The sequence below is a fragment of the Enterobacter sp. BIDMC93 genome (assembly GCF_001037805.1).
GTDB lineage: Bacteria > Pseudomonadota > Gammaproteobacteria > Enterobacterales > Enterobacteriaceae > Enterobacter > Enterobacter hormaechei_C.
In genome coordinates this window covers 2,355,685-2,372,083 of sequence record NZ_KQ089962.1, presented here as the reverse complement: position 1 = coordinate 2,372,083, position 16,399 = coordinate 2,355,685, and the positions used below count along the sequence as shown (strand labels likewise).

The following is a 16,399-nucleotide window of genomic DNA, read 5'->3' as shown; positions in this document are numbered from 1 at the left end:
CAAGCGAAACATGACCTTCTAGCCCACGAGGGTCTGCTTCTGCTGCTGAATATCCTGCTCAATTCCCTCACGAACGTCCTGTGGGATCTTCAGCGCATCGCCCAGGGCGTTCAGGTAGCTGCGCTCCATAAAGTGATCGATATCGATGGCGGCACAGCTCAGAAAATAGAGTTCCAGCGCCTCTTCTTCGTTTTTCACGCTTTGCGCCAGACGCTGCGGATCAAGCGGCTGTTCGATGGCCTGCGCCACCAGCGCCCTGCCCTGTTCCTCAACGCCCGCTTCCCGCATCTGCTGTTCAATTGCGGCACGTTCACTGGCATCAATATGCCCGTCGCTCTTGGCCGCAAAGACCAGGGCGAGGATCAACCGCTCGGTGCGTAAATCTAACGGCGATACCTGCTTCCCGTACTGCGGTTCATCCTGATGCGCGCTGCGCACCTTGTCTTTGTATTTGTTCCATAAGACGGAGCCTGCAATAGCCCCTCCGCCCGCCAGCAGCGCGCCGGTACCGTATTTGGTAAGCAGTTTCCGCGATGATTTATTGGCAACCAGCAAACCGGCCAGCCCGCCGAGCGCACCCGGCACCAGCAGCTTGCTCAGACCCTGCTCGCCGGACGACGAGCCTTTTTGTCCCAACAGGGATTGCAGTTGATTCATCCAGCCTGACATATTTTTCCTCACGTAACAGTGCGTAACCTTCACAGCCTAAGCGAGCGGGTGTCAGGAAATGTCTGTCAGTACTAAAGAAGCGCAAATTTCCCTGCTGTCCGGTTATCCCCATACAAGACAGACGCAAACGTTTTCGTTTATACTGCCCGCATCTTTTTCAGGGGGATTTTTATGACTCGTTTAGGAACCGCGCTGCGTCCCGCCGCGACGCGCGTCATGCTGTTGGGATCGGGTGAACTGGGTAAAGAAGTGGCCATTGAATGCCAGCGTTTAGGTGTGGAAGTGATTGCGGTGGACCGTTACGCGAATGCGCCCGCCATGCACGTCGCGCATCGCTCGCACGTCATCGATATGCTTGACGGTAATGCGCTGCGGGGGTTAATTGCCGACGAAAAACCGGATTTCGTGGTACCTGAAATTGAGGCCATTGCCACTGAGATGTTGATTGCCCTTGAACAGGAAGGCCAGCGCGTGGTGCCCTGCGCCACTGCGGCAAAACTGACCATGAACCGGGAAGGCATTCGTCGCCTGGCGGCAGAAGAATTACAGCTCCCGACCTCCAGCTACCGTTTTGCCGGGGATAAAGCTGCGTTTCTCCAGGCCGTAGAGGAGATTGGCTACCCGTGCATCATTAAGCCGGTAATGAGCTCCTCCGGCAAAGGGCAGAGCTTTATCCGCGACAGCAGCACGCTGGACAACGCCTGGGACTATGCCCAGCAGGGCGGCCGTGCCGGGGCCGGGCGCGTCATCGTGGAAGGCGTGGTGAAGTTTGATTTTGAAATTACCCTGCTCACCGTCAGCGCCGTGGATGGCGTTTATTTCTGCGACCCGATTGGTCATCGGCAGGAAGACGGCGATTATCGCGAATCCTGGCAGCCGCAGCAGATGAGCGCGCTGGCGCTGGCACGCGCACAGGAGATCGCCCGCAAGACGGTGCTGGCGCTGGGCGGCTACGGCCTGTTCGGCGTGGAGTTGTTTGTTTGCGGCGACGAGGTGATCTTCAGCGAAGTCTCCCCTCGTCCGCACGATACCGGGATGGTTACGCTGATTTCACAGGATCTCTCCGAGTTCGCGCTGCATGTACGCGCTTTCCTCGGCCTGCCGGTTGGCGGCATCCGTCAGTACGGCCCGGCAGCCTCGGCGGTGATCCTGCCGCAGCTGACCAGCCAGAATGTCACCTTTGATAACGTCGAAGGTGCGGTTGGCGCAGGCTTGCAGGTCCGGCTGTTCGGCAAACCAGAGATCGACGGAAGCCGTCGTCTGGGCGTGGCATTAGCGACCGGGGAAAATGTGGACGAAGCCGTCGCGAGAGCAAAAAGAGCGGCTGCGAACGTCAGCGTAGCAGGATAAAAAAACGGGCCGAAAGGCCCGTTTTAACTGTCTGGCTGGCCGGGTTAGGCGCAGCCGCCACCCGGCAAACAAACTTACTGTTTCGCGCCTTCTACCGCTTCGCGAGCCAGTTTAGTGATGCGATCCCAGTCGCCTGCTTCCAGCGCATCCGCCGGAACCAGCCAGGAGCCGCCGATGCACAGCACGCTTTTCAGCGCCAGATAGTCACGGTAGTTGGCCGGAGAGATGCCGCCCGTTGGGCAGAAACGCACCTGGGAGAATGGGCCCGCAATGGCCTGCAACGCTTTGGTGCCGCCGTTCGCTTCAGCCGGGAAGAATTTGAACTCTTTCAGGCCGTAGTCCATGCCCAGCATCAGTTCAGAAACGGTGCTGATACCCGGGATCAGCGGAATAGAACCTTCGGTTGCGGCTTTCAGCAGGGGCTCAGTCAGCCCCGGGCTGATGGCAAACTGTGCGCCCGCTTCGGTCACTTCCGCCAGCTGCTGCGCATTCAGAACCGTACCGGCACCAATGATCGCTTCCGGCACTTCTTTGGCGATAGCACGGATCGCATCCATCGCACAGGCGGTACGCAGGGTCACTTCCAGAACGCGAACGCCACCCGCAACCAGTGCCTTCGCCATTGGGACAGCGTGCTCCAGTTTGTTTACCACAATAACCGGCACGACAGGGCCAGTGGTCAGGATTGCTTCTGCACTTGTTTTCCAGTTTTTCATCAGAGTTTTCTCTCGCCAGATCGTTAAAATCAAGTCGTCTTAAAACGTAATACAGGTTGCGCCCTGCTCCGCACCGGAGAGTTTCTCACGCAACGCACCAAACATTTCGCGTCCGGTACCCACGCGTGACGCGCTCAGGTCAGGAATATGTGGCTGACGCGCCGCCAGCTCTGCTTCATCCACCAGCAGGGTTAACTCGCCTGTCTGACCGTTAACGCGGATCATGTCACCATCACGCACTTTCGCCAGCAGGCCGCCGTCGTAGGCTTCCGGGGTGACATGAATCGCTGAAGGCACTTTACCGGATGCCCCTGAAAGGCGTCCATCGGTTACCAGTGCGATTTTGAAACGGCGGTCCAATAATACACCAAGCGGCGGCATAAGTTTATGTAATTCTGGCATCCCGTTCGCTTTTGGTCCCTGATGACGCACCACGACCACACAGTCTTTATCAAGCAGACCCGCGTCAAAGGCAGGTAAAACGTCGTGCTGGCTTTCAAACACCACCGCCGGGGCTTCAATAACCTGATTCTCTTCCGGCACGGCAGAGGTTTTCATCACGGCACGTCCAAGGTTACCGCTCAGCACTTTGGTGCCGCCGTGAGGAGAGAACGGCTGTTCGAAGGTTGCGATAACCTGAGGATCGAGCGAGTCGCTCGCCCCTTCGCGCCAGTCCAGCTCACCGTTGTTCAGCCAGGGTTCAAGGGTATAGCGATGCAGGCCAAAGCCCGCCACCGTGTTGACATCCTCATGCAGCAGGCCGCCTTTAAGCAGCTCGCGCATCAGCACCGGCACGCCGCCCGCGGCCTGGAAGTGGTTGATGTCCGCCGGACCGTTCGGGTACAGACGGGCCATCAGCGGTACCACGGAGGAGATATCGGAGAAGTCATCCCAGTTGATCAGAATGCCCGCCGCGCGCGCCATCGCGACAAGGTGCATGGTATGGTTGGTTGAACCGCCGGTCGCCAGCAGGGCGACAATCCCGTTTACGATGACTTTTTCATCCACCATTTTGCCCATTGGCATCCACTCGTTGCCGTTACCGGTCAGGCGCGTCACCTGACGGGCTGCGGCTTCGGTCAGCGCTTTACGCAGTGGCGCATCCGGCTGGATGAACGACGAGCCCGGCAGCTGCATACCCATAAACTCCACCACCATCTGGTTGGTGTTGGCCGTACCGTAGAACGTACAGGTGCCCGGCGCATGATAGGACGCGGCTTCCGCTTCCAGCAGTGCCTGACGGTCCGCTTTTCCTTCGGCATACAGCTGGCGGATACGGACTTTTTCCTTGTTTGGCAGACCGCTAGCCATCGGGCCTGACGGCACAAAAATCGCTGGCAGATGGCCAAACGACAGCGCGGCCATCACCAGCCCCGGGACGATTTTGTCGCACACGCCCAGATAGAGCGCGCCATCAAACATGTTGTGAGAGAGGCCCACTGCCGCCGACATGGCGATCACTTCGCGGCTCAGCAAGGACAGCTCCATACCGTCCTGGCCCTGGGTTACGCCATCACACATGGCCGGCACGCCGCCTGCAACCTGGCCCACCGCGTTCACGCTGTGCAGCGCATTGCGGATGATAGCCGGGTAGGCCTCATACGGCTGGTGGGCTGAAAGCATGTCGTTATAGGAGGTAATGATGGCGATATTGTTACGCAACATGCTTTTCAGCGCGTCTTTATCACCAGGCTGGCAGGCCGCAAAGCCGTGGGCCAGATTCCCGCAGGCCAGCTGAGAGCGATGGACAGTTTCACTCTTCGCCTGTTCGATGCGGGCAAGGTAGGCAGCACGGGTCTCTTTCGAGCGTTCAACGATACGTTGTGTTACGCGTAACAATGTCGGATTCATAAAAGCTCCTCTAATTTATCTGTCCAGGCTCGGGAGTTTACACAGTTTCTGACGGTTGTTAACAACGCTGAAACGCCTGATATCCGGAGCACAGGGGCAAAATGTCTGAAGGGAGTGTAATAAAAAAAGCTCCGCGGGTGAATCCACGCGGAGCTTAAAAGATAAAAATTATGCCACTTGCTGTGTTAGATCATGTTACCGGTAAAATAACACCTTTGGGCTAGAGAAGGTGGTTATTCAAACTCGTTCCAGGAGCGGCCATCACGGGTGATCATCGCAACGGAGGCGACAGGTCCCCAGGTTCCCGCCTGATACGGTTTTGGCGCGTCCTGATCGGCTGCCCACGCTTCAGTGATGGAGTCGACCCACTTCCACGCCTCTTCCACTTCATCGCGGCGGACGAACAGCGCCTGGATACCACGCATGGTTTCCAGCAGCAGACGCTCGTAAGCATCGGCGAGATGCGTCTGGTTGAAGGTTTCAGAGTAGCTCAGGTCCAGCTTGGTAGTTTGCAGGTTGTGTTTGTGATCAAGACCCGGCACTTTGTTCAGGATCTGAATATCCACGCCCTCGTCCGGTTGCAGACGGATGGTCAGTTTGTTCTGCGGCAGTTCCTGCCAGGATTCTTTGAACAGGTTCAGTTCCGGATTTTTGAAGTAGACCACCACTTCGGAGCATTTTGCTGGCAGACGTTTACCGGTACGCAGGTAGAACGGCACACCGGCCCAGCGCCAGTCGTCGATATCCACACGGATCGCCACAAACGTCTCGGTGTTGCTGGACTTGTTCGCGCCCTCTTCTTCCAGATAGCCAGGAACTTTTTTCCCCTGGGCAAAACCTGCGGTGTACTGGCCGCGCACGGTTTTCTCACGCACGTTGGAGCGGTCAATACGGCGCAGTGATTTCAGCACTTTCACTTTGGCGTCACGAATGCTGTCGGCCGTCAGATCTGACGGTGGAGACATGGCAATCATGCACAGAATTTGCAGCAGGTGGTTCTGGATCATGTCACGCATCTGGCCGGCCTGGTCGAAGTAGCCCCAACGGCCTTCGATGCCCACCTCTTCCGCCACGGTAATTTCCACGTGGTCGATAGTGCGGTTGTCCCAGTTGTTCACGAACAGGGAGTTGGCAAAACGCAGCGCCAGCAGGTTCAGTACCGTCTCTTTGCCCAGATAGTGGTCAATACGGTAAACCTGACACTCCTCAAAGAACTCGCCCACCTGGTCGTTGATTTCACGCGAGGTCGCCAGCGACGTACCCAGCGGTTTCTCCATCACCACGCGCGCCGGTTTGGCGTTCAGCTTCGCCTCGCCCAGACCTTTGCAGATGGCGCCGAAGGTGCTTGGCGGCATCGCGAAATAGTTAATAGTGACACGATTTTCCTGGTCAAGCATTTCCCCCAGACGGGTAAAGGCGCCTACATCGTTGACGTCCAGGTTGCAGAAATCGAGACGCCCGCTCAGCTTATCCCAAAGGCTTTCATCGATTTTCTCTTTCATGAACGTTTCGAGCGCCTCGCGCACGACTTTGGTATAAGCCTCCTTATCCCAGTCTGCGCGCCCTACCCCAAGGATTCGGGTGTCGGGATGGATCTGGCCCGCTTTTTCGAGCTGATACAGGGAAGGCAGCAATTTTCGGCGTGCAAGATCGCCTTTCGCGCCGAAAATGACCAGGTCACATGCCTGGGCTGTTTGCGTTACCGCCATGTCATTCTCCTCAGTTAGATCGCCTGGTACTCTGCCAGGTATCGTTGTAATTTTATTACAATGCACTGTACTGCTTTTACGCGTTTCCTGAAACCATTAGCGCTTAACGTCGCGTGCGATACGGTGATTTTTCGTCGCCCGGGCCATTACGCCCGTCTGATGACGCAACAAACGTCGATTCTTTGCGCAACAGGGTCAGAGCAAAACCCGACGTCGATCAAGTAATGAAAAAAAACAACAACATTTCTTGTCGACGATTACCCTTTCGGGAGTCCCGGGGGTAATATCGGCTAAATCGAATCAAGATTTCATCTCTTTATGAAATCGTTTATGCCCTCATGAGCGTCTTGTTAACAATGAACATGCTGGAAAAAATCCAGTTTCAACTGGAACACCTTAGCAAATCCGAGCGCAAAGTGGCTGAAGTTATTCTCGCCGCGCCCGCTCAGGCGATTCATTCAAGCATCGCCGCTCTGGCACAGGAATCGGGCGTCAGCGAACCGACGGTCAATCGATTCTGTCGTAGTCTGGACACGCGCGGCTTTCCTGATTTTAAACTGCATCTGGCCCAAAGTCTGGCAAACGGCACCCCGTATGTTAATCGCAATGTAGATGAAGACGACAGCGTTGATGCTTACACCGCAAAAATATTTGAATCGGCTATGGCCACGCTCGACCACGTTCGCCAGTCTCTGGACATGAGTTCAGTGAATCGCGCGGTCGATCTTCTCACGCAGGCCAAACGGATTGCCTTCTTTGGCCTTGGCTCGTCCGCCGCCGTGGCGCATGACGCCATGAATAAGTTCTTTCGCTTTAACGTGCCGGTGATTTACTCCGATGACATTGTGCTGCAACGCATGAGCTGTATGAATTGTAGTGAAGATGATGTCGTGGTACTCATCTCCCATACGGGCCGCACCAAGAGCCAGGTGGAGCTGGCGCAGCTCGCGCGTGACAACGATGCGATGGTCATCGCCCTGACGACGGCAGGTACGCCGCTGGCCCGGGAAGCGACGCTCGCCATTACCCTGGACGTACCGGAGGACACCGACATGTACATGCCGATGGTCTCCCGCCTGGCGCAGTTGACGGTCATCGACGTGCTGGCGACCGGTTTTACCTTACGCCGGGGCGCAAAATTCCGGGATAACTTGAAGCGGGTCAAGGAAGCCCTGAAAGAATCGCGTTTTGATAAAGAATTGCTTATAAAGAGCGATGTTCCCTAATAACTACGATGTACGATTTACGGCATTCGGTCCCCTCGCTACTGCCTTGCGATAGATGAAGGCCGATTCTATGTTCACGCAACACCAAAGTTGTTTCAGTCAACGGAGTATTACATGTCCAGAAGGCTTCGCAGAACCAAGATCGTCACCACCTTAGGCCCGGCCACCGACCGCGATAATAACCTCGAAAAGATTATCGCCGCGGGTGCCAACGTGGTGCGCATGAACTTCTCTCACGGTACGCCAGAAGACCATAAATTACGTGCCGACAAAGTGCGTGAAATCGCAGCTAAACTGGGCCGCCATGTTGCTATCCTCGGTGACCTGCAAGGTCCAAAAATCCGCGTATCGACCTTTAAAGAAGGCAAAGTCTTCCTCAACATCGGCGATAAATTCCTGCTGGATGCCAACCTGAGCAAAGGCGAAGGCGATAAGGAAAAAGTGGGTATCGACTACAAAGGTCTGCCTGCTGACGTTGTGCCTGGCGACATCCTGCTGCTGGACGACGGACGCGTACAGCTGAAAGTGCTGGAAGTTCATGGTATGAAGGTATTCACCGAAGTGACCGTCGGCGGCCCGCTCTCCAACAACAAAGGCATCAACAAACTCGGCGGTGGCCTGTCTGCCGAAGCGCTGACCGATAAAGACAAAGCGGATATCGTGACCGCAGCACAGATCGGCGTGGATTATCTGGCCGTCTCCTTCCCGCGCTGCGGCGAAGATCTGAACTATGCTCGCCGCCTGGCGCGCGATGCAGGCTGCGATGCGAAAATCGTTGCGAAAGTGGAACGCGCTGAAGCGGTCTGCGATCAGGACGCGATGGACGACGTGATCCTGGCCTCTGACGTGGTGATGGTTGCCCGTGGTGACCTGGGCGTGGAAATTGGCGACCCTGAACTGGTCGGTATCCAGAAAGCGCTGATCCGTCGCGCGCGTCAGCTGAACCGCGCGGTGATCACCGCCACCCAGATGATGGAATCCATGATCACCAATCCAATGCCGACCCGTGCGGAAGTCATGGACGTGGCGAACGCCGTGCTGGATGGTACTGACGCGGTGATGCTGTCAGCAGAAACCGCAGCGGGCCAGTATCCGGCGGAAACCGTGGCCGCCATGGCGCGCGTCTGCCTGGGTGCGGAGAAGATCCCAAGCATTAACGTCTCCAAGCACCGCCTGGATATCCAGTTCGACAATGTGGAAGAAGCGATTGCGATGTCCGCGATGTACGCAGCCAACCACCTGAAAGGGGTCACGGCGATCATCACCATGACCGAATCTGGCCGTACCGCGCTAATGACGTCCCGTATCAGCTCCGGTCTGCCGATCTTCGCCATGTCCCGTCACGAGCGTACGCTGAACCTGACGGCGCTTTATCGCGGCGTGACGCCAGTATACTTCGACAGCACCAACGACGGCGTGGCCGCCGCGCACGATGCCGTGAACCTGCTGCGCGACAAAGGTTATCTGGTATCCGGTGATATCGTTATCGTGACGCAGGGTGACGTGATGAGCACCATCGGCTCAACCAATACCACCCGCGTACTGACCGTAGAGTAAGCTCCGCTCCCCTCTCCCCTAAGGGGAGAGGGGTGAAGGTTTCCTATTTCTTCGGGAAAAGCTCTTTACGCTTGTACGGCTCTGTTTCGCCAGGTTTACGCGTTTTGAGCAGCTTCAGGATCCACGTATATTGCTCCTTATGCGGCCCCACCAGCACCTCCACCTCTTCATTCATGCGACGTGCGATGGTGTGATCGTCTGCGGTCAGCAGATCGTCCATCGGCGGACGTACCTCAATGCTCAGGCGATGCGTTTTACCGTCATAAACCGGGAACAGTGGGATCACGCGGGCGCGGCAGACTTTCATCAGGCGACCAATCGCGGGTAGTGTGGCTTTATAGGTTGCGAAGAAATCGACAAACTCGCTGTGTTCCGGGCCGTGGTCCTGATCGGGCAGATAGTAGCCCCAGTAACCCTGACGTACCGACTGAATGAAAGGCTTAATGCCATCGTTTCGGGCGTGCAAACGCCCGCCAAAGCGACGGCGCACGGTATTCCAGACGAAGTCGTAGATTTTGTTTCCCTGATTATGGAACATCGCCGCCATTTTCTGGCCCTGCGACGCCATTAACATCGCCGGAATGTCTACCCCCCAGCCGTGCGGCACCAGGAAAATCACCTTTTCATCATTGCGACGCATCTCGTCGATGATCTCCAGCCCTTTCCAGTCAACGCGTTCGACGATCTTCTCCGGCCCTTTCAGCGCCAGTTCCGCCATCATCGCCATGGCCTGTGGCGCGGTGGTATACATGTCATCAATGATTGCTTCGCGTTCGGCGTCGCTTTTATCCGGAAAACAGTACAACAGATTTATTTGCGCGCGGCGGCGTGCGCTTTTACCTAAGCGCCCTGCCAGGCGCCCCACTTTGCCGAGCACCGGATCGCGGAGGGAAGCAGGTAGCAACGCCATGCCAGCAAACGCGTATACGCCAAGCCAGGCGCCCCAGTTACGCGGGTGGCGAAAAGATTTTTCAAACTCGGGAATGTACTCAATATTGTTTTTTTTGGTTTCCATGCGGGTTCCAGGGTCTGGTGACGCAAAAATATATTCGGATAGTGTAGCGAGGCTGCCGCCCGCGCACAAAAGAAAAAGCCGGCGCATACTGACGCCGGCTTTTTAAATCAGGAGAGCTTAGTCGAAGCGCAGCTGCGGCATCACCTCTTTCACCTGCGCCAGGTAATCTTTGCGATCTTTGCCGGTCAGCCCTTCGGTGCGCGGCAGTTTTGCCGTCAGCGGGTTAACTGCCTGCTGGTTGATCCACACTTCGTAGTGCAGGTGCGGCCCCGTCGACCGGCCGGTGTTACCGGACAACGCGATGCGATCGCCACGTTTCACTTTCTGGCCCGGTTTGACCAGCAGTTTACGCAGGTGCATGTAGCGGGTGGTGTACGTACGACCGTGACGAATAGCAACGTAGTAGCCAGCAGCACCGCTGCGTTTCGCCATGACTACTTCACCATCCCCTACCGCCAGCACTGGCGTGCCCTGCGGCATGGCGAAGTCAACGCCACGGTGCGGCGCTACGCGGCCAGTTACCGGGTTCAGACGACGCGGGTTGAAGTTGGAGGAGACGCGGAACTGTTTCGCCGTTGGGAAACGCAGGAAGCCTTTTGCCAGACCCGTACCGCTGCGGTCATAGAACTTACCGTCTTCCGCGCGAATAGCGTAGTAGTCTTTGCCGTCTGAACGCAGACGAACGCCCACCAGCTGGCTCTGCTCGCGCTTACCATCCAGCATTTCGCGGGACATCAGGACAGAGAACTGATCGCCTTTTTTCAGTTTGCGGAAATCCATCTGCCACTGCATGGCTTTGATCACCGAGCTGATTTCAGCGCTGGTCAGGCCAGCATCGCGTGCGCTGGAAACAAAGCTGCCGCCGACGGTTCCTTTCATGACGCTGTTAACCCAGTCGCCCTGCTGCAATTCGCTGGTCATTTTGAAACCGTTTGCAGTGCGATCGTAGGTGCGGGTTTCGCGACGGGACATCTCCCAGGTCAGACGTTGCAGATCGCCGTCGGGCGTTAGGGTCCAGGAAAGCTGCTGACCAATTTTCAGGTTACGCAGCTCTTTATCGGATGCGGCGAGCTGGCTGATGTTGCCCATGTCGATACCGTACTGGTTCAGGACGCTGCTCAGCGTATCGCCAGTAGAAACAACATATTCATGAATGCCGGCTTCATTCTGGATCTTGTCATCCAGCTCATCCTGGGGAATCGCTTCATCTTCCTGAGCGGCCTGATCGATAGGCTCGCTGGCCTCAGGCAGCAGAGAGCGGATCTCGCTCTTCTCCAGTTCGATGGTTTTAATGATTGGGGCGGAACTCGGGTGGTAAACATAGGGCCGCCAGACGGCGACCGCTAATGTGAGAACTGTAAGCGACCCCAGCATAACGCGGTGGGGTCGAGGCAGATTGTTAAATGCCAGGGCGACAGAGCGGGCTATCTGTTGCACGTATTCACTTCCTCATTAATCTCCTTTCAGGCAGCTCGCATACTGATTCGCCAGTTGGCTGAGGAACTGCGAATAGCTCGCTTTGCTCAACTGGATGTTCGTACCTAGCGGGTCAAGGGTTCCCATGCGCACGGATGTTCCCCTGGCCACGGCTTCTACGACCGCTGGCCTGAACTGTGGCTCAGCAAAAACGCATGTCGCTTTTTGCTCAACCAACTGTGTTCTGATTTCATGTAAACGCTGCGCACCAGGCTGAATTTCAGGGTTGACGGTAAAATGCCCCAGCGGGGTCAGACCGTAATGTTTCTCGTAATACCCGTAGGCATCATGAAAAACGAAGTACCCTTTTCCTTTAAGCGGTGCGAGCTCGTTACCCACCTGTTTGTCGGTTGCGGCTAATTGAGCCTCAAAATCCTTCAGGTTGGCGTCGAGTTTGATTCGACTTTGCGGCATAAGTTCCACTAATTTGTCGTGGATTGCAACCGCTGTAAGCCGCGCTATCTCTGGGGAGAGCCAGAGATGCATGTTGTATTCGCCGTGATGGTGATGGTCGTCACCTTTTTCACCGTGAGCATGGTCGTGGTCGTGTTCGTCACCCTCGTCCTCAGCTCCTTTCATGAGTAACGGTTTCACGCCGGACAGCCCGGCAATCGTCACCTGTTTCTCAGCGGGAAGCTGACTGGCTGACTTCTGCATGAACGCTTCCATCTCAGGACCAATCCAGACGACTAAGTCCGCGTTCTGTAAGCGTTTTACATCAGATGGACGCAGGGAATAATCATGCTCGGAAGCACCATCAGGCAGCAGAACCTGGGTCTCAGTGACCCCATCCGCGATGGCAGAGGCGATAAATCCAAGCGGTTTAAGCGAAGCGACAACGGCGGCGTTAACATCTTGTGCTGTTGTACCCCAAAGAGCAGCGGATAAAGCTGCGAAAAGAAGCGTATTTTTCTGTAACATAATGCGACTAATCATCGTAATGAATGCGTGGAATGTGATATTATAACATTCGATGACTTCTGCAAGCTTAAATTGACATGACGACTTTAGTTTCTCTTGAAAATGTTTCGGTCTCATTCGGCCAGCGCCGCGTCCTTTCTGAGGTGTCGCTGAATCTGAAGCCCGGCAAAATACTCACGCTGCTCGGCCCTAACGGTGCAGGCAAGTCGACGCTGGTACGCGTCGTATTAGGCCTGGTAGCCCCTGATGCAGGTGTTATCGTCCGCCAAGACAAGTTGCGTATCGGCTATGTGCCGCAAAAATTACACCTCGATGCCACCCTGCCCCTGACGGTGAGCCGCTTCCTGCGCCTCCGTCCCGGTACGCGTAAAGCGGATATCCTCCCGGCGCTGAAACGCGTTCAGGCGGGACATCTTGTTGAGGCGCCCTTGCAAAAGCTGTCGGGCGGTGAAACCCAGCGCGTATTTCTTGCCCGCGCCCTGCTCAGCAGCCCTCAGCTGCTGGTCCTGGACGAGCCGACGCAGGGTGTTGACGTCAACGGTCAGGTTGCGCTGTACGATCTGATTGACCAGCTCCGTCGGGAGCTAAACTGCGCGGTGCTGATGGTGTCCCATGATCTGCATCTGGTGATGGCCAAAACCGACGAAGTGCTGTGCCTGAACCATCACATTTGTTGTTCCGGCACGCCGGAAGTGGTGTCAATGCATCCGGAATTTATCTCTATGTTTGGCCATCGTGGCGCCGAGCAGCTGGGCATCTATCGTCATAATCACAATCACCGCCATGATTTACAGGGACGAATCGTCCTGCGTCGGGGAAATGGACACTCATGATTGAACTGTTACTGCCCGGCTGGCTGGCCGGGATTATGCTTGCCTGCGCCGCGGGTCCACTCGGCTCGTTTGTCGTCTGGCGCAGAATGTCCTATTTCGGCGATACGCTGGCCCATGCTTCATTGCTGGGTGTGGCGTTTGGTTTGTTACTGGACGTGAACCCGTTTTATGCGGTGATTGTCGTCACGCTGCTGCTGGCTGCCGGTCTGGTCTGGCTGGAAAAACGTCCTCATCTGGCAATTGATACCCTGCTCGGCATTATGGCGCACAGCGCCCTGTCGCTGGGCCTGGTGGTGGTGAGCCTGATGTCAAACATCCGCGTGGACCTGATGGCCTACCTGTTTGGCGATCTGCTGGCCGTCACGCCCGAAGATCTGATTTCTATTGCCATTGGCGTGGCAGTGGTGCTCGGGATCCTGCTGTGGCAGTGGCGGAATTTACTGGCTATGACCGTCAGTCCGGATCTGGCCTTTGTTGATGGCGTGAAGCTTCAGCGCGTGAAGCTGCTGTTGATGCTGGTGACGGCGTTAACCATCGGCGTGGCGATGAAATTTGTTGGCGCGCTGATCATCACGTCGCTGCTGATAATTCCTGCCGCCACTGCGCGCCGTTTTGCGCGAACGCCGGAGCAAATGGCCGGTATCGCGGTGATTATCGGAATGATTGCGGTGACGGGCGGGTTAACCTTCTCGGCGTTTTATGACACGCCAGCGGGGCCGTCGGTGGTACTGTGCGCGGCGGTGTTGTTTATTTTCAGTATGATGAAAAAGACCGCGCAGTAGTCAGCATGTCCCCGGTGGCGCTTCGCTTACCGGGGCTACAATTTATCGCTGCTTACGGCATCGCGGGCGGCGTAATGCCGAAATGATTCCACGCCCGCACCGTTGCCATACGACCACGCGGGGTACGCTGCAAGAAGCCCTGCTGGATCAGATACGGCTCCAGCACGTCCTCGATAGTCTCACGCTCTTCGCCAATTGCCGCCGCCAGGTTATCCAGCCCTACCGGCCCGCCAAAGAACTTATCCAGCACCGCCAGCAGCAGCTTACGGTCCATATAGTCAAAGCCTTCGGCATCGACATTCAGCATATCCAGCGCCTGGGCGGCGATCTCGGCCGATATGGTGCCGTCGTGCTTCACCTCGGCAAAGTCACGCACCCGGCGCAGCAGGCGGTTGGCGATACGCGGCGTACCGCGGGAGCGCTTCGCCACTTCAAACGCCCCCTCTTCGCTCATATCCAGCCCCATGTAGCGCGCGCTGCGCCCTACAATATGCTGAAGGTCGGGCACCTGATAAAACTCCAGACGCTGCACGATACCAAAACGGTCGCGTAGTGGAGAGGTCAGCGAGCCGGCGCGGGTCGTGGCGCCAATCAGGGTAAACGGTGGCAGATCGATTTTGATCGAGCGCGCGGCCGGACCTTCACCGATCATGATATCCAGCTGGTAATCCTCCATTGCCGGATAGAGCACTTCCTCCACCACCGGTGAAAGACGGTGGATCTCATCGATAAACAGCACGTCATGCGGTTCGAGGTTGGTCAGCATCGCCGCCAGGTCCCCTGCTTTCTCCAGTACAGGGCCGGAGGTGGTACGCAGGTTAACGCCCATTTCATTGGCGACGATATTCGCCAGGGTGGTTTTACCTAACCCCGGCGGACCAAAAATCAGCAGGTGATCGAGCGCATCGCCGCGCAGCTTTGCCGCCTGGATGAAAATCTCCATCTGAGAACGAACCTGCGGCTGGCCGATGTACTCATCCAGCAGTTTGGGACGGATCGCGCGATCCACCACGTCATCTGGCTGAATGGTGCCTGCCGATACCAGGCGGTCTGCTTCAATCATCCTTTACCTCACAATGCAGCGCGCAGCGCTTCACGAATCAGAGTTTCACTGCTGGCATCCGGTTTAGCAATTTTGCTCACCATCCGGCTGGCCTCCTGAGGTTTATAGCCCAGCGCCACCAGCGCGGCAACCGCTTCCTGCTCGGCATCATCATCAGATGCAGGCGCGCCCGGGGAAGTCAGCACCAGATCGGCTGCCGGCGTGAACAGATCGCCATGCAGACCTTTGAAGCGGTCCTTCATCTCGACAATCAGGCGCTCGGCGGTTTTCTTCCCGATGCCAGGAAGTTTAATTAACGCAGCCGGATCTTCACGCTCAACGGCGTTCACAAACTGTGGCGCTGACATACCGGACAGAATCGCCAGGGCCAGCTTCGGCCCGACGCCGTTGGTTTTAATCAATTCGCGGAACAGGGTGCGTTCCTGTTTGTTATTGAAGCCGTACAGCAGCTGAGCGTCTTCACGCACCACAAACTGGGTAAAGACAACCGCCTCTTTGCCCGCCTCCGGCAGCTCATAGAAGCAGGTCATTGGCATATGGACTTCATAGCCCACGCCACCCACTTCCAGCAGTACTAACGGGGGTTGTTTTTCAATGATGATGCCTCTGAGTCTGCCTATCACGTGACGCTCCTGCGTTCTGGAAGAAATTAACTGCCGACATAATAAAAAAAGGCTGGATAAACATCCAGCCTGATTTGTCATTATCGTAACCTGCCTCGCGCCAGATTGAGCCGCGACTCGCTCATTTGCATCGCATTCTGGCTGACGTGACAGTGGGTAATCGCAATGGCCAGCGCATCCGCGGCGTCGGCCTGCGGGTTCGCAGGGAGCTTCAGCAGGGTACGCACCATGTGCTGCACCTGGCTTTTCTCCGCGCTACCAATGCCCACCACCGTCTGCTTAACCTGACGGGCCGCGTACTCAAACACCGGCAGATCCTGGTTCACGGCGGCAACAATCGCCACGCCGCGCGCCTGACCGAGCTTTAACGCCGAGTCAGCGTTTTTCGCCATAAAGACCTGCTCGATGGCGAAATAGTCCGGCTGGAACTGGGTGATGATCTCCGACACGCCCGCATAGATGAGCTTCAGGCGCGACGGCAGATCGTCCACTTTGGTGCGAATACAGCCGCTGCCGAGGTAGGTTAGCTGGCGTCCCACCTGACGGATAACGCCATAGCCGGTGACGCGTGAGCCGGGGTCAATCCCGAGAATAATCGACATCACGCG

The 16,399-nt window shown here is 56.6% G+C and carries 15 protein-coding genes; 5 read left to right on the top strand and 10 right to left on the bottom strand.

Features of this window, described 5'->3' with window-relative positions; all coding sequences use genetic code 11:
• Positions 1 to 18: 18 nt before the first annotated feature.
• Entirely contained in the window at positions 19 to 669 is a 651-nt protein-coding gene (locus SK58_RS11160) for a tellurite resistance TerB family protein (RefSeq protein ID WP_015570286.1), read from the bottom strand.
• A 171-nt stretch (positions 670 to 840) separates the two neighbouring features.
• Here SK58_RS11160 and purT point away from each other — a divergent pair, with 171 nt between their 5' ends.
• On the top strand, positions 841 to 2,019 hold the full coding sequence (gene purT, locus SK58_RS11155; protein ID WP_015570285.1) for a formate-dependent phosphoribosylglycinamide formyltransferase: 1,179 nt from the start codon (positions 841 to 843) through the stop codon (positions 2,017 to 2,019).
• Positions 2,020 to 2,093: 74 nt separating this feature from the next.
• Here the strand turns inward: purT and kdgA are convergent, their stop codons facing one another.
• From kdgA to zwf, 3 genes are all read right to left on the bottom strand, one after another.
• On the bottom strand, positions 2,094 to 2,735 hold the full coding sequence (gene kdgA, locus SK58_RS11150; protein WP_003859774.1) for a bifunctional 4-hydroxy-2-oxoglutarate aldolase/2-dehydro-3-deoxy-phosphogluconate aldolase: 642 nt from the start codon (positions 2,733 to 2,735) through the stop codon (positions 2,094 to 2,096).
• Between the two features lie 39 nt (positions 2,736 to 2,774).
• Complete coding sequence (gene edd / locus SK58_RS11145; RefSeq protein WP_017384346.1) at positions 2,775 to 4,586, bottom strand: phosphogluconate dehydratase; 1,812 nt, start codon at positions 4,584 to 4,586, stop codon at positions 2,775 to 2,777.
• A 233-nt stretch (positions 4,587 to 4,819) separates the two neighbouring features.
• A complete protein-coding gene (gene zwf / locus SK58_RS11140) occupies positions 4,820 to 6,295 on the bottom strand; it encodes a glucose-6-phosphate dehydrogenase (protein WP_003859771.1) in 1,476 nt (491 codons plus the stop codon).
• 356 nt (positions 6,296 to 6,651) lie between these two features.
• On the opposite strand from zwf, the gene SK58_RS11135 reads away from it, so the two are divergent.
• Positions 6,652 to 7,521, top strand: coding sequence for a MurR/RpiR family transcriptional regulator (locus tag SK58_RS11135; RefSeq protein ID WP_003859769.1), 870 nt, complete (start codon positions 6,652 to 6,654; stop codon positions 7,519 to 7,521).
• 114 nt (positions 7,522 to 7,635) lie between these two features.
• On the top strand, positions 7,636 to 9,078 hold the full coding sequence (gene pyk, locus SK58_RS11130) for a pyruvate kinase (protein ID WP_048219880.1): 1,443 nt from the start codon (positions 7,636 to 7,638) through the stop codon (positions 9,076 to 9,078).
• A gap of 43 nt (positions 9,079 to 9,121) precedes the next feature.
• On the opposite strand, the gene lpxM is transcribed toward pyk, so the two are convergent.
• The 3 genes from lpxM to znuA form a co-directional block, all read right to left on the bottom strand.
• Positions 9,122 to 10,093 carry a lauroyl-Kdo(2)-lipid IV(A) myristoyltransferase gene (gene lpxM, locus SK58_RS11125; protein ID WP_015570283.1) on the bottom strand — a complete coding sequence of 324 codons (972 nt, stop codon included), beginning with the start codon at positions 10,091 to 10,093 and terminating at the stop codon, positions 9,122 to 9,124.
• Between the two features lie 117 nt (positions 10,094 to 10,210).
• Entirely contained in the window at positions 10,211 to 11,530 is a 1,320-nt protein-coding gene (gene mepM / locus SK58_RS11120) for a murein DD-endopeptidase MepM (protein WP_003859762.1), read from the bottom strand.
• Between the two features lie 15 nt (positions 11,531 to 11,545).
• A complete protein-coding gene (gene znuA, locus SK58_RS11115; protein WP_032103662.1) occupies positions 11,546 to 12,490 on the bottom strand; it encodes a zinc ABC transporter substrate-binding protein ZnuA in 945 nt (314 codons plus the stop codon).
• Positions 12,491 to 12,567: 77 nt separating this feature from the next.
• On the opposite strand from znuA, the gene znuC reads away from it, so the two are divergent.
• Positions 12,568 to 13,323 (top strand): zinc ABC transporter ATP-binding protein ZnuC, encoded by a 756-nt coding sequence (gene znuC / locus SK58_RS11110; protein WP_048219879.1) that lies wholly within the window; start codon positions 12,568 to 12,570, stop codon positions 13,321 to 13,323.
• Entirely contained in the window at positions 13,320 to 14,105 is a 786-nt protein-coding gene (gene znuB, locus SK58_RS11105; RefSeq protein WP_015570280.1) for a zinc ABC transporter permease subunit ZnuB, read from the top strand. Before znuC ends, znuB begins: the two co-directional genes overlap by 4 nt.
• 52 nt (positions 14,106 to 14,157) lie before the next feature.
• Here the strand turns inward: znuB and ruvB are convergent, their stop codons facing one another.
• The 3 genes from ruvB to ruvC form a co-directional block, all read right to left on the bottom strand.
• Positions 14,158 to 15,168, bottom strand: coding sequence for a Holliday junction branch migration DNA helicase RuvB (gene ruvB / locus SK58_RS11100; protein WP_003859753.1), 1,011 nt, complete (start codon positions 15,166 to 15,168; stop codon positions 14,158 to 14,160).
• A gap of 8 nt (positions 15,169 to 15,176) precedes the next feature.
• Complete coding sequence (ruvA, locus tag SK58_RS11095; RefSeq protein WP_003859751.1) at positions 15,177 to 15,791, bottom strand: Holliday junction branch migration protein RuvA; 615 nt, start codon at positions 15,789 to 15,791, stop codon at positions 15,177 to 15,179.
• An 80-nt stretch (positions 15,792 to 15,871) separates the two neighbouring features.
• Positions 15,872 to 16,393: a crossover junction endodeoxyribonuclease RuvC gene (ruvC, locus tag SK58_RS11090; RefSeq protein ID WP_003859749.1), complete on the bottom strand. Its 522-nt coding sequence runs from the start codon at positions 16,391 to 16,393 to the stop codon at positions 15,872 to 15,874.
• Between the last annotated feature and the right edge of the window lie 6 nt (positions 16,394 to 16,399).

Bases quoted from the DNA above. Each gene is read 5' to 3' on its own strand.
- purT (WP_015570285.1), top strand. From the start codon at position 841: ATGACTCGTTTAGGAACCGCGCTGCGTCCCGCCGCGACGCGCGTCATG.
- SK58_RS11160 (WP_015570286.1), bottom strand. From the start codon at position 669: ATGTCAGGCTGGATGAATCAACTGCAATCCCTGTTGGGACAAAAAGGC.
- znuB (WP_015570280.1), top strand. From the start codon at position 13,320: ATGATTGAACTGTTACTGCCCGGCTGGCTGGCCGGGATTATGCTTGCC.
- ruvB (WP_003859753.1), bottom strand. From the start codon at position 15,168: ATGATTGAAGCAGACCGCCTGGTATCGGCAGGCACCATTCAGCCAGAT.
- ruvC (WP_003859749.1), bottom strand. From the start codon at position 16,393: ATGTCGATTATTCTCGGGATTGACCCCGGCTCACGCGTCACCGGCTAT.
- znuC (WP_048219879.1), top strand. From the start codon at position 12,568: ATGACGACTTTAGTTTCTCTTGAAAATGTTTCGGTCTCATTCGGCCAG.
- zwf (WP_003859771.1), bottom strand. From the start codon at position 6,295: ATGGCGGTAACGCAAACAGCCCAGGCATGTGACCTGGTCATTTTCGGC.
- edd (WP_017384346.1), bottom strand. From the start codon at position 4,586: ATGAATCCGACATTGTTACGCGTAACACAACGTATCGTTGAACGCTCG.
- SK58_RS11135 (WP_003859769.1), top strand. From the start codon at position 6,652: ATGAACATGCTGGAAAAAATCCAGTTTCAACTGGAACACCTTAGCAAA.
- kdgA (WP_003859774.1), bottom strand. From the start codon at position 2,735: ATGAAAAACTGGAAAACAAGTGCAGAAGCAATCCTGACCACTGGCCCT.
- znuA (WP_032103662.1), bottom strand. From the start codon at position 12,490: ATGTTACAGAAAAATACGCTTCTTTTCGCAGCTTTATCCGCTGCTCTT.
- lpxM (WP_015570283.1), bottom strand. From the start codon at position 10,093: ATGGAAACCAAAAAAAACAATATTGAGTACATTCCCGAGTTTGAAAAA.
- pyk (WP_048219880.1), top strand. From the start codon at position 7,636: ATGTCCAGAAGGCTTCGCAGAACCAAGATCGTCACCACCTTAGGCCCG.